The organism is Streptosporangium sp. NPDC048047 (assembly GCF_040653115.1).
Lineage (GTDB): Bacteria > Actinomycetota > Actinomycetes > Streptosporangiales > Streptosporangiaceae > Streptosporangium.
Map to the genome: position 1 here is coordinate 32,946 of NZ_JBEZNH010000049.1, position 12,982 is coordinate 45,927.

At 72.4% G+C, this 12,982-nt stretch carries 7 protein-coding genes; 3 read left to right on the forward strand and 4 right to left on the reverse strand.

Translation table 11 applies throughout. The features are described from left to right. Positions 1-143 precede the first annotated feature (143 nt). The 3 genes from AB0D67_RS30420 to AB0D67_RS30430 all read left to right on the forward strand — a co-directional run bounded on the left by AB0D67_RS30420 (position 144) and on the right by AB0D67_RS30430 (position 8,622). Positions 144-3,143: a BTAD domain-containing putative transcriptional regulator gene (locus AB0D67_RS30420; protein WP_362943610.1), complete on the forward strand. Its 3,000-nt coding sequence runs from the start codon at positions 144-146 to the stop codon at positions 3,141-3,143. A 590-nt stretch (positions 3,144-3,733) separates the two neighbouring features. Further along, positions 3,734-5,038, forward strand: a complete 1,305-nt coding sequence (locus tag AB0D67_RS30425) for an MFS transporter (protein WP_362943613.1) — start codon at positions 3,734-3,736, stop codon at positions 5,036-5,038. A gap of 242 nt (positions 5,039-5,280) precedes the next feature. Then, positions 5,281-8,622 (forward strand): S8 family serine peptidase, encoded by a 3,342-nt coding sequence (locus AB0D67_RS30430; RefSeq protein WP_362943616.1) that lies wholly within the window; start codon positions 5,281-5,283, stop codon positions 8,620-8,622. A 166-nt stretch (positions 8,623-8,788) separates the two neighbouring features. Here the strand turns inward: AB0D67_RS30430 and AB0D67_RS30435 are convergent, their stop codons facing one another. The 4 genes from AB0D67_RS30435 to AB0D67_RS30450 form a co-directional block, all read right to left on the reverse strand. Beyond that, a complete protein-coding gene (locus AB0D67_RS30435; protein WP_362943619.1) occupies positions 8,789-9,217 on the reverse strand; it encodes a CBS domain-containing protein in 429 nt (142 codons plus the stop codon). A 183-nt stretch (positions 9,218-9,400) separates the two neighbouring features. Next, a complete protein-coding gene (gene galE / locus AB0D67_RS30440; RefSeq protein ID WP_362943622.1) occupies positions 9,401-10,411 on the reverse strand; it encodes a UDP-glucose 4-epimerase GalE in 1,011 nt (336 codons plus the stop codon). 164 nt (positions 10,412-10,575) lie between these two features. Next, the gene (locus tag AB0D67_RS30445) at positions 10,576-11,262 is read right to left on the reverse strand and encodes a response regulator transcription factor (RefSeq protein WP_362943625.1); all 687 of its coding nucleotides are present in this window, start codon (positions 11,260-11,262) and stop codon (positions 10,576-10,578) included. 20 nt (positions 11,263-11,282) lie between these two features. After that, positions 11,283-12,509: a sensor histidine kinase gene (locus AB0D67_RS30450; RefSeq protein ID WP_362943628.1), complete on the reverse strand. Its 1,227-nt coding sequence runs from the start codon at positions 12,507-12,509 to the stop codon at positions 11,283-11,285. Positions 12,510-12,982 lie beyond the last annotated feature (473 nt).

Below are 12,982 nucleotides of genomic sequence, written 5' to 3' on the forward strand. Positions count from 1 at the left end.
CGGTCGGGGCACGCCGCCCGCCCCGGTGTCCCCCCGCGGGGCCATAATGGCCCCACATCGGGCCTCGCCTGAAATGATCACAAACAGCGGACTTCGCGAGACCGCTCCCTGCCGGTCTCAGCGATTCGGTGGCGGGGGAACTGATGAAATTCACCGTTCTGGGGCCCGTCAGAGCGGGAAACGGCGAACGGGTCAGCACGCTCGGCCGGTCCCAGCGTCGAGGGCTCCTCGGGTTCCTGCTGCTCAACGCCGACCTGGTCGTCACGCTGGAGGCGATGGTCGAGGCCCTCTGGGGCGGTGCGCCGCCGTCGTCGGCCCGCGCCCAGATCTACTCGGGCATCCACGCGATCCGCGGCGAGCTGCGGGGGCTCGGCGTCGAGGAGGTGACGTCGGTCCGGGGCGGCTACCTGCTGCGCGCGGGCACGGAGGACCTGGACCTCGCCGTGTTCGAGAACTGTGAGAGGCGGGCCCGGACGGAGCGGGACCCCGCGCAGGTCGCCCGGCTGCTGCGCCGTGCCCTCGGGGTCTGGAGCGGCCCCGCGCTGAGCGACGCCTCTGGAGCCTACGTGGAACCCGCCCGGGTGCACCTGGAGGAGAAGCGGCTCGCCTGCGTCGAGAAGCTGATCGACGCGGAGCTGGCCCTGGGGCGGCACGACGTGGTGATCAGCGAGTTCCGGGAGCTGGCCCACAGCCACCCGCTGCGGGAGAGGCTGTGCACCCGCCTCATGCTGGCCCTCTACCGGAGCGGACGCCGGATCGAGGCTCTCGACCTCGCCCGTGACCTGCGCGGCAGGCTCGTCGAGGAGCACGGGCTGGACCCCGGTCACGCGATGGTCGAGCTGGAGGAGGCCATCCTGCGCGGCGATCCCTCTCTCGACCTCCCGGCGCCGGCCGTCACGGCGGGCTCGGGCGGGGCGCCGCCGGTCGGCGTCCCCGCCCAGCTGCCCGCCGACACCGTCGACTTCACCGGGCGGGACGAGGAGATCGCCGCCGCCGTCCGGGGCATGACCGGTCCGCAGGAGACGGCACCGGGGATCTGCGTGATCACCGGTCCGCCCGGCGTGGGGAAGACGACCCTCGCCGTCCACGTCGCGCACCGGGTCCGCGAGCACTACCCGGACGGCCAGCTCTTCGTCGACCTCCGCGGCGCCGACACCTATCCGGTGGAACCGGAGGAGGTGCTCGCGGGTTTCCTGCGCGCGCTGGGCGTCGAAACCGGGGCGATCCCGGACAGCCGCGACGAGCGCGCGGCTCTCTACCGGACCCTGCTCGCCGAACGGCGCGTGCTCGTGGTCCTCGACAACGCGACGGACGAGAACCACGTGCAGCCGCTGGTCCCCGGAACCGGCACCTGCGCGGTGCTGGTGACGGGCCGCAGGAGGCTCACCGGGCTCGGGGCCCGTACGCTGCTCGACCTGCGTCCCTTCGGCGGCGACGAGGCGGTCGCCCTGCTGGGCAGGCTGGCGGGGGCGGAACGCGTCGCGGCGGAGAGCGCGCAGACCCGCGAGCTGGCGCGCCTCTGCGAGGGCCTGCCTCTCGCGCTGCGCATCGCGGGGGCGCGTCTGGCCGCACGGCCGCACCGCGGCATCGGGGAAATGGTCGAGCGCCTCGCCGACGAGCGGCGCCGCCTGGACGAGCTCTCCTACTCCGGCCTCGCCGTCCGGTCCGGGCTCGACCTGAGCTACCGGGGGTTGAGCGTGCCGCAGCGACGGCTGCTGCGACGGCTGGCCTTCCTCGACGTCCACCAGGCCACCGTCTGGCTGGCCGCGGCCGCCGGCGGGGAGAGCCCGGCCGACGCCGAGGAGACGCTGGAGAGCCTGACGGACGTCCATCTGCTGCGGGTCGAGGGCGTCGACCGCACCGGGCAGATCCGGTACGGCATGCACGATCTGGTGCGCGTCTACTGCCGGGAGCGGATGGCCGAGGAGGAAGACGACACCGGCGCGGCGGCCGTGGTCGCGTCGGCCGCCCGGTACCTGCTCCGGCTGACCACCGAGGCCAGAGCCGCCGACCGGGGCCGCGACTACTGGACCCGGTGCGGCGAGGAACTGGCCGTCGAGGTCGATGCCCGGAGCCTGGACCTCGCCGCCGTCCACGGGGTGACCTGGCTGGACGCGGAGCGGTCCACCCTCTCCGGCCTCATCCGGCAGACGTCTGCGTACCGGCTGTTCGACGAGTGCTGGCGCATCGCCCTGATGGCGAGCTGGCTCTACGACGCCCAGACCTACACCGGCGAGTACGAGGCCCTGCTCTCCATCTCCCTGGAGGCCGCCCGGGAGGCGGGCGACAGACGCGCCGAGGCGGTGGTCACCACGGCCGTCGGCGACATGCGCGTGATGCTCGGCGCTTTGGTAGAGGGCGAGGCGCTGCTCCGGGAGGCCGAGGCGATCTTCCGTGAGCTCGGGGACCGGCACGGAACGGCCGACGCGGGGCGGAACCTCGGATACCTGCACCGCGTCCGCGGGGAGCACGCCGCCGCCCTCCAGCGCTACCAGGAACTGAGTGAGGTCTTCAGGGTGGAGGAGGACCATGCCGGAGAGGCGCTGGCGTTGCGCTGCATCGGCCAGATACATCTGACCCGGGGCCGCCTCGACGAGGCTCTGCCGTACCTGGAGGAGGCCTGCGCCGTGGCGGCGCGGGGGCGGGGCGACTGGCCGCGGATGACCACGCTGTACTGGCTCGGCGAGGCGTACCGGCAGCTGGGACGGCTTGAGGAGGCGCGGACGGCCTACCTGTCGGTCGTCCGGGCGGTGGAGCCGGCGGGGGACATCGCGGGAGCGAGCTGGGCCCGGCTGGGCCTGGCGGAGGTGGCCACCGAGCTCGGCGACCACGGGGAGGCACGCGTCCAGTTCGATCTCGCGACCGAGCAGGCCGCCCGCTGCGGGATCACGCCGATGATCTGCAGGGTCGGCGTGGCGAGCGCCAGGGCGTGGCTGGGCACCGGACACACCGCCGAGGCGGCGGAGACGCTCGAACGCGTCCTGCCGCTCTTCTTGCAGCCCGCGCCCCCTTCGCTGCGGGCCGAGGCCATGGAGCTGCTGGCGGAGATCCACGACCGGCGGGGAGAGCCCGAGGCGTCGGCTCGGGCCAGGGCCGACGCCCGGCGGATACGCGCTGAGCTGGAGCGACGGGAGAACGTGTAGTTCGCGCATAGTTCGTGTATCAACCCTTTCTGCCATAAATGACCCGTCGAAGCCCTCCGTTTCGCCGCGCACGGGGGCGCCGGAGGGCTTCGGCACGGTGATCCGGTGGCCGCTCACCACCGGCGAGACATCACCGGCCGGTTCGCGACGACGGGGGGTGACCATGCGCGAGTTCGAATGGAACTGACCGGAAACAGACCACACGACACCTGCGGAACCCACGGGGGGGTGACCATGCGCGAGTTCGAATGGAACTGACCGAACCCGTCTGACACCGACGGGGCCCATGGGAGGTGACCATGCGCGACTTCGATTGGTACTGATCGGCACCCGGACACACGACCCATGCGAACGCCCGCGGAAGGTGGGCATGCGCGGCTTCGTCCGGATTTGATCCGATGAATCCGCTCGGGCCGCGGGACGGACGGGCGGGTGGTCCGCCGGATTCGTGACGCGACCCGGCGGAAGGCGGCGCCCGGCGCGCGGGCGCCGCCTTCCGTACGCCTTCCCCCTCTCACACGGCGCCGCCGTACGGCTCCCGCACGGTTCCCGTACGGCGGCCCGTGAACCCCAGGCAGGAGAACGAAGAGTTGAGTGCCACCGCCGACGCCGGCGGCTTCCGGAGAGCCTTCGGCGTGCCCGAGTTCCGGGCGCTGTGGACAGCCGTGGCGATCATGAGAGCCGGCAACCAGCTGGGGCGGGTGGCCCTGGCGGTGCTCGCCTACGAGCGCACCGGCTCGGCCGCCGTGACCGCCCTCGTCTACGCCCTCACCCTGCTCCCGGCGCTCATCGGCGGCCCGCTGCTGGGCGGGCTGGCCGACCGGTACCCGCGCCGGCGGCTGATCGTCGCGTGCGGGCTGGCGCGGGCCGTGCTGATCGCGCTGGTCGCGGTGCCGTCGATCCCGCTCCCGGTCCTGTGCGCGCTCCTCTTCGCCTCGCAGCTGCTCGAATCGCCGGCCGTGTCCGCCCAGATGGCGATGACCCCCGACATCCTTCCCAAGGACGCCTACCAGGCCGGCATCGCGATCCAGCATCTGACCTCGCAGATCGTGACACTGGCCGGCTTCGCGGCCGGGGGCGTCCTGGTGGCGGCGGTGGGCACGACCGGATCGCTCCTCATCAACGCCGCGACCTTCGTGGCGGCCGCGCTGATCGCCTTCCGGGGGGTGCGCTTCCGGCCCGCCACCGGGACCCGCGACTCCGGCGGACGGGCGGGGCGGGACGGTCCCGCGGCCGGGCTTCGCCTGCTCGTCGGTGACCGCCGTCTGCGGAGCCTGCTGGCGCTCGCCATGCTCGCCGGATTCCAGGTCGTCCCCGAGGCCCTGGCCAGCCCCTACGCCGCCGGGCTCGGGCAGGGCACCGCGGTGGTGGGGCTGCTCATGGCCTCCATCCCGGTGGGGAACGTGCTTGGAGTGTTCCTGCTCACCCGGTTCGTGCCGACCTCGGCCCGGCTGCGGTGGCTCGGGCCGCTCGCGTGCGCCGCGAGCCTGCCGCTGCTGGCGTCGGCGTTCCTCCCCGGTGTCGCCACCTCCCTGGCGCTGTGGGCGCTGATCGGGCTGCTGGGGGCATACCAGGTCACCGCCAACGCGGAGTTCGTCCGGATCACCCCCACCGAACGGCGCGGCCAGGTGCTGGGAATCGCGTCGTCGGCGCTGGTGGCCGCACAGGGGCTGGGCATGCTCGCGGGCGGCCTGCTCGCCGAGCGGATGGGGATGACGGGCGCCCTGGCCGTCGCGGGGATCGCGGGAACGGTCGCCGGCGTGCCGGCCGCGCTGGGCTGGCATCGCGCTCGCACCCACCCGGCGGACGACCGCGCCGCCGATGCGGCGGACGGCCGCAGCGCCGGTACGGCGGACGCCGGTCTCCGTGAGGAGGCCCCGCGGGGGCGCCGGTGATCATGCGATCAGACTTGCCCAAGCAGGACGCTTATTGTGGCAATTTCCGTCCCTAGCCAAGCAAATGGCCGCTGATTAGTCTCCCAGTCATGTCGGCCGCCCTCACGGACGGTCGATCGCTCGTCACCCAACGGGGAGGGCCGAGACCTCCTGACGCCATGCCCGCGGCCGGGCACAGCCGGGTGACCTGGGGCCTCCACGCGGGGTGACGCGCTCATGCGTCCCCCCACAGGGAGGTCTCCTTGCCCAGTACCCCGCAGCTGCCCGGGATCAGGCGGGCGGCGGTGTTCGCCGCCGGCCTCGGGCTCGTCGCGGCGATGACGCCGCCGGCGAGCGCGGATCCCGCTCCCACGCCGGCTCCGAAGAAGTGGACGGCGACCCCGCTGACCGGCGGCGAGCCGGTCCAGGGCGCCAAGTCGGCGACCGGCAGGCTCGCCCGGAGCGACACGACGCTGCTGAGGTCGGCGTCGAGCGCCCCCGTCAACGTGATGGTCAAGCTCGACTACGACTCCTACGCCGCCTACCAGGGAGACCTCGAAGGGCTTCCCGCCACGAGTCCCTCGAAGACCGGCAAGGCACTCGACGTCAGGAGCGCGACCGCCAGGAAGTACGAGAAGCACATCGAGCGGGTGGAGAACGCCTTCCTCGCCGAGCTGGCCAGGAAGGTGCCGGACGCCCGGGCCGGGCAGAGGCTGCGGACGGTCTACGGCGGCATCGCGCTGCGGATCCCCGCCGACAAGGCGGCCGAGGTGCTGAAGCTGCCCGGGGTCGCCGCGGTCCAGAACGACAGGCCGGAGAAACCGCTGACCGACTCCAGTTCCGACTTCATCGGCGCCCCGGCGATCTACAGCAGGCTGGGCGGCAGCTCCTCCTCCGGCAAGGGCGTCGTCGTCGGCGTCCTCGACTCCGGCGCCTGGCCGGAGCACCCCCAGTTCGCCGACCCCGGCGACCTGCCCGCCCCGCCTCCCACCAAGGACGGGACCCCGCGCGTCTGCGACTTCGGGGACAATCCGCTGACCCTGGCCGCCGACCCGTTCACCTGCAACAACAAGCTCATCGGCGGCGCGCCGTTCCTGGAGACCTACAACGCGGTGATCGGCGGCGAGGTCTACCCCGACAGCGCACGCGACTCCAACGGCCACGGCACCCACACCGCGACCACCTCGGCCGGCGGCCCGGCGGCCGACGCCGCCCCGCTCGGCATCAGCCGCGGCCCGATCCACGGGATCGCCCCGGCGGCGCACGTGTCGGTCTACAAGGTGTGCGGGGTGCAGGGCTGCTTCCCCTCCGACTCCGCGCAGGCCGTGGGCCGGGCGATCCTGGACGGCGTCCGGGTGATCAACTTCTCGATCTCCGGCGGCGGCTCCCCCTACACCGACCCGGTGGAACTGGCCTTCCTCGACGCCTACGCCGCGGGCGTGTTCGTGTCGGCCTCGGCGGGCAACTCCGGCCCCGGCGCGGGGACCACCGACCACCGCGGCCCGTGGGTGACCACGGTGGCGGCCTCCACGCAGTCCAGGACGTTCCAGTCCACCGTCACGCTGACCGGCACGGGCGGCGCGACGGCGAAGCTCAAGGGCGCCTCCATCACGGCGGGGGTGAACTCCCCGCTGCCGGTCGTGCTCGCCTCGGCTCCGCCGTACTCCAACCCGCTGTGTACGGCCCCCGCTCCCCCGGGCCTGTTCACCGGCAAGATCGTCGCCTGTGAGCGCGGCCCCGGCCGGGTCCTGAAGGGCTTCAGCGTGCGCCAGGGCGGCGCGGCGGGGATGATCCTCTACAACACCACCCCGCTCGACGTGATGACCGACAACCACTGGCTGCCCACGGTCCACATCGACAAGCCGGAGACCGACGCCCTGCTGGCCTTCCTGTCGGCCGACCCCGGTGCGACCGCGTCGTTCCCGCAGGGCGCCAAGACCACCTGGCAGGGCGACGTCATGACCACGTTCTCCTCTCGCGGACCGGGCGGGGACTTCCTCAAACCGGACGTCACCGCGCCCGGCCTGCACATCCTGGCGGGGCAGACGCCGACGCCGGAGGACCCGGCCGGCGGCCCGGCCGGCCAGCTGTACCAGGCCATCGCGGGCACCTCGATGTCGTCGCCGCACGTCGCGGGGGCCGCGGCCCTGGTGTTCGCGCTGCACCCCGGCTGGACCCCCGGCCAGGTCAAGTCCGCGCTGGAGACCACGGCCAGGACGTCGGTCACCAAGCAGGACCGCGTCACCCCCGCCGACCCGTTCGACCTCGGCGGCGGCCGCATCGACCTGACCAGGGCCGGCGACCCCGGCCTGACCCTGGACGAGACCGCGGAGAACTTCGCCGCCTCGGCCACCGACGAGCGGAACCGCATCGACCTCAACCTGCCGTCGGTGAACGCCCCGACCATGCCGGGTCTCATCACCGCCAGGCGGACCGTCACCAACGTCACCGACAGGACGCTCACCTACACCGCGACCGGCAAGTCCGTCAGCGGGGCGGACATCGCGGTGCTGCCGCCGCTGCTCATCGTCAAGCCGGGCAAGAGCGCGAAGATCACCGTGGTGGTCACCGCCCCCGACCTGCCCGACGGCCAGTACTTCGGCCAGGTGGACCTCAAGCAGGTCGGCGGGAGCCGCGACCTGCACCTGCCGGTGGCGTTCTTCCGCAGGGAGGGCGCCGTCCCGGTCGACCAGACCTGCACGCCGGACACCATCGCCCGCGACACCGGCGAGTCCACCTGCACGGTGAGCGTGCGCAACGACACGCTCAACGACACCGAGGTGACGGCGGTCAGCACGCTGGACGCGAAGCTGCGTCTCAACGGCGTCACGGGAGCCACGAAGGCCGGCTCCCAGATCGCCACGGCGAAGACGACCCTGGCGGGCAGGCAGCCGGACAGGCCCGTCGTATCGCCCGGTACCGGGCCCGCGCCGTACCTGCCGCTGGACGCCTTCGGCATCGCGCCGACGCCGATCGGCGACGAGCAGGCGCTCAACTTCACCGTCCCGGCGTTCACGTACGCGGGACGGACCTACACCCGGATCGGCGTCGTCTCCGACGGCTACACGGTCGTGGGAGGCACCTCGGGCTCCGGCGACATCGACCCCGTCCCGCAGTCCCTGCCCGACCCGGCGGCTCCCAACAACGTGCTCGCCCCCTACTGGACCGACCTGGACGGCACCGGCGCGCCCGGCGTCTACGTCGCGACCCTCACCGACGGCGTCGACGACTGGCTCGTCGTCGAATGGCGGGTCAACCTCTACGGCACCACCGACGCCAAGGTGTTCCAGCAGTGGATCGGGCTGAACGGCACCGAGGACATCACCTACGCCTACGACCCGGACCGGCTGCCCGGTGACACCCCGGCGGGCTACGGCCTGACCGTGGGCGCCGAGAACTCCGAGGGCACGGCCGGGTCGCAGATCGGCGGCCCGCCGACGCGGGACCTCCGGGTGACCAGCACGCCCGGCGCCCCGGGCGGCACCCTCACCTACACGATGAAGGTCAAGGGGGTCGCGACGGGCACGGGAACGGTGACCACCGGCACCTCGACGCCCGAGGTGAAGGGCCTCACCATCGAGGTCGACAGGATAACCGTCCGGTAACGGCGCGCGACGGCGGTCCGTGGGACCCGGCACCCGGTGCCGGGCCCCACCGGCGTCCCTCGGACGTCCCCGCCGGCACCCCTCGGGACGCCGCCGGGTGCCGCGGGGCCCGCCCGGCGACGCGGCGGGCCTGGTGGGACGGGGAGCGGAAGCCGGGTGGATCCGTTCAGCGGTGGAGGTAGTCCACCAGGTGCGCCTTCTCGGTCTCCAGCTCCTCAATGGCGCTCTTGACCACGTCGCCGATGCTGACGATCCCGGCGAGCCGGCCGTCCGCCACCACCGGCACGTGCCGGATGCGGTGCGTGGTCATGGTCTGGCGCAGGTCCTCCACCTTGACGCCAGGGCCGCAGGTGCGGACCTCGGTGGTCATGATGGCCGACACGGGGGCGTCCAGCACGGCGGCGCCGCGGTCGTCGAGGCCGCGGACCACGTCGCGCTCGGAGACGATGCCGCTGATCGAGGAACCGTCCTCGGAGACCACCGCGGCTCCGATGTTGTTGTCGGCCAGTACGGCCAGCAGTTCGGTCACCGTCGAACGGGGACGGACGGTGACCACCTGATTTCCCTTTTTGGCGAGGAGCGCACCGATGAGCATCGAGACCACCTGGGTGTTCGGCTGGGTGGGGGTTCCTGTTTCCTGCCCGGAGGGCTCCCCGGCTAAGCGTCCGTCCGTGCCCTGTCATGTGACGGGGCCGGTGCGTCACGGCCGCCGGAACCGACGCCGTCCGGACGCGTGGTTCGCCCTCGGGAAGGTCGTCGATCCACGCGGGGTACCCGGCTACCCGCTTCCGCTGTCGGTGAAGAGTCGCTCATCGCGGATCGCCGCCCATTCCAGGGAGTGAGCGATCCCGTCGGTGACGGAGTAGCGCGGCGTCCACTCCAGGAGAGCGCGGGCGCGATCGCTGCGGGTGAAAGCCCCTGCCACGTCGCCGGGCCTCCGCCCGGTCTCGACCCCCGCCAGCGGCGTCGGCGCGACACGGTTGAAGGCATCCAGCAGCTCGCGGACGGTGGTGCCGGTGCCGGTGCCCACGTTGATCACCAACGACCGGGCCTCGTCACCGACGAGCGCGTCGAACCTCGCCACGGCGGCGATGTGCGCGGCTGCCAGGTCCCAGACATGGACGTAGTCACGGATGCCCGAACCGTCGTGCGTCGGGAAGTCGGTGCCGGTGATGGTGAACGGCTCCCCCGCCTCCCATGCCTGGATCATTTTGCCCAGGGCATGGGAGGGATGACGGATCTGCAGGCCGGTCCGCATCTCCGGGTCGGCGCCGATCGGGTTGAAGTAACGCAGGGACAGCACCCTCAGCGGTTCGGCGGCCGCGATCTCCGCCAGCATCGCCTCACAGACGGCCTTGGTCCGGGCATACGGGCTCTGCGGGTCGATCCCGGAGTCCTCGTCCACAGAGAAGCCGGCATCCGGCTGGTAGATCGACGCGGAGGAGCTGAAGATCATCTTCTGGCAGCCGTTGCGGATGAGGCTGCCCGCGAACCTCAGGGTCTTGACGACGTTGGCCTCGTAGTAGCCCCTGGGGTCGCGGACCGAGTCCGGGACCACGATCAGGGCGGCGCAGTGGATCACCAGCTCGATGTCCGGGTGTTCCGCGAAGATCGCGTCGATCAGGCGGTCATCGACGATGTCGCCTTCATAGAAGATCCTTCCGGCGGTGAACTCCTTGCGGCCGGTGACCAGGTTGTCAACGAGTATCGGCATGATTCCCGAGTCGAGGCAGGCAGAGGCCACGGTGCTGCCGATGAACCCTGCTCCGCCCGATATGAGAACCTTCATAGCCACCTCTTTCCGTAGGCTCGAATGATCGCAGACCTGTCCTGCGCACCGTTCCCGCCGGCCACGGCCGCGGCGAGCCGGGGTCTCGCCGCGGCGCTCACGGGGAGGCCGGGCTCGGTCGCCTCCGGCGCGCAGGACAGGTCCTTGGCCAGAAGCGCCGGCCGTCAGGCACGGAGCGGGATCGGCTCGCCCGGCGTGACCAGACCGGACTCGTAGGCCAGGGCCACGACCTGAGCGCGGCTGCTGAGGTGGAGCTTTGCCATCACGCGGTTGAGGTGGGTCTTGACGGTGGCCTCGCTGAGGCCCAGGAGCGAGGCGATGTCGGAGTTGGACAGGGCGTGCCCGACCAGCTTGAGCACCTCCGTCTCGCGCAAGGTGAGCGGGTTCAGCTCGGAGGCCGCGGGCCGGGCGGCGGGGCCTGGGTCGGTGTGGCGGGTGTAGGCCTCGACGAGGCGGCGGGTGACGGTGGGCGCGAAGAGCATGTCTCCGGAGGAGACGGTGCGGACGGCCGCGATGAGCCGTTCGGGCGGGGTGTCCTTGAGCAGGAAGCCAGAGGCGCCGGCGCGCAGTGCGTGGTAGACGTACTCGTCGAGGTCGAACGTGGTCAGGATGAGCACCCGCGGCGGGTGCTCGCCGGCCGACAGGATGTGCTCGGTGGCTGTGACACCGTTCATGCCGGGCATCCTGATGTCCATGAGGACCACGTCGGGCCGGGCGTCCGCGGCGAGCCGGACGGCGTCCTCCCCGGTCGCCGCCTCCCCGGCCACCTCGACGCCGGGCGCGGCGCGCAGCAGGGCGGCCAGACCGGCGCGGATGAGGATCTGGTCGTCGACCACGAGTACTCTGATCATGCGTTCGGCTCACCGTGCGGCTAAGCGGGCGCAGCGTCCAGGCCCGGGGACGTCAGGGGCAGGGTGACCACGACCTCGAACCCGCCCGACGGCAGCGGACCGGCCGTGATCGTCCCCTTGTAGAGCTTGACGCGTTCGCGCATGCCGATCAAGCCATGGCCGTCGCCCTCGTCGTCGCCGGGCGCGGGACCGCGCCCGTCGTCGCGGACGCGCAGCTTCAGCTCCGCGCCGTAGTGCAGGTGCACCTGGGCTGTCGCGGAGCCCGCGTGCTTCAGCACGTTCGTGAGGCATTCCTGGACGATGCGGTACGCGCACAGATCGACCCCGGGCGGCAACGGGCGCACCGTCCCGGTGACCGTGACCCGCACCGGCAGCCCGGCCGCGCGTACCCGTTCCAGGAGCTGCTCCAGGCGTTGCAGGCTCGGCGTCGGGTCGTAGCCTTCGTAGCCGTCGTCGCCGTCGCCGTTCTCCACCCGCAGCACCGCCAGCAGCCGCCGCATCTCGCCCATGACCTCGCTGCCGGTGCCGGCGATGGTGGCGAGCGCGCCGCGCGCGGTGTCGGGGTCGGAGCCGAAGACGTACCTGGCGAGCCCCGCCTGGATCACGATGACGGACATGTGGTGGGCGACCACGTCGTGCAGTTCGCGCGCGATGCGGACCCGTTCCTCGGTGACGGCGCGCCGCTCCCGGTCCTCCTGGTCCCGGCGCAGCCGCGCGGTGAGCTCCGCCAGCAGCCCGTTGCGCTCCACCAGCATCCGGGTGCTGGTGCCGAACGACCACGCGAGCACGACGAAGATGCTGACCTGCGCGATGTTCGGCCACATGAACTCCACCGGGCCGAGCAGCGCGGCATGCCACCACAGGGCCGCCACGACCAGGGCGCACGGCAGCGACACGGCGGGGAGTCTGCGGCTGGCCACGGTGTACAGAGCCAGGAGCGGCGCCGCATCGTTGAGCTTGGCGTTGTAGCCGAGGGCGTGGAAGACGACGGCGGCGGCGCAGGAGATCGCCAGCACGGTGAGGGGTGCTCGCCGCCGCCAGGCCAGCGCCCCGTTGCCGGCCAGGGTCAGCGCCACGCCCAGGGCGTCCATGGGGCGCCGCGCGTGCTCCGGGTCGCCGGCGCCTCCCGAGAGCGCGAACGCGAAGGCCAGCGTCGTGCCGGTGACCAGGAAGGCGAGCAGCAGATCGACGAGGAAGGTGTTCGTTGCGGCGAGCCGTCGCAGGGACGGCAGCACCTTTGCCTGCATCAGCGCATGGTAGCCGCGAACCGCCCCCCGTTTCATGGGCCGCTCGGCCGATCGGCGCCTGCAACCCGCGCGGTAGGAAGGCGGCCCGGCTGACGCGCTGGTTCGCCCCGCGCGGGGACACCGTACGGCGGAGGGTGCAGCGATCCGCGACCGGCGAGTCGACTCCATGCCGGACACGTTGCCGGAGGACGATCCGGTTTCGGCGGCGTCCCGTGTCGCCTCTCCCCGCCCGCGGGTCGCGGTCGTCAGCCGGGGCGTGCCGCAGCCCTGGGAGCGCGCGCATACCGCGGCAGGCTGACGTCCGGCCGGGCCTACAGCCGAAGTTTCGGCCGGGTTCAGCCTGTGGGTTGACGACCCGCCTCCCGGACTTTCCTTGAATGGTGCCGTTCGCGATCGCCGACGTATGTCCCGGAATGCGGCATTGCCCGAAGAGCCTCGCTTCCCGAACCCCGCCGCGCTCGCCGGAGGTCATC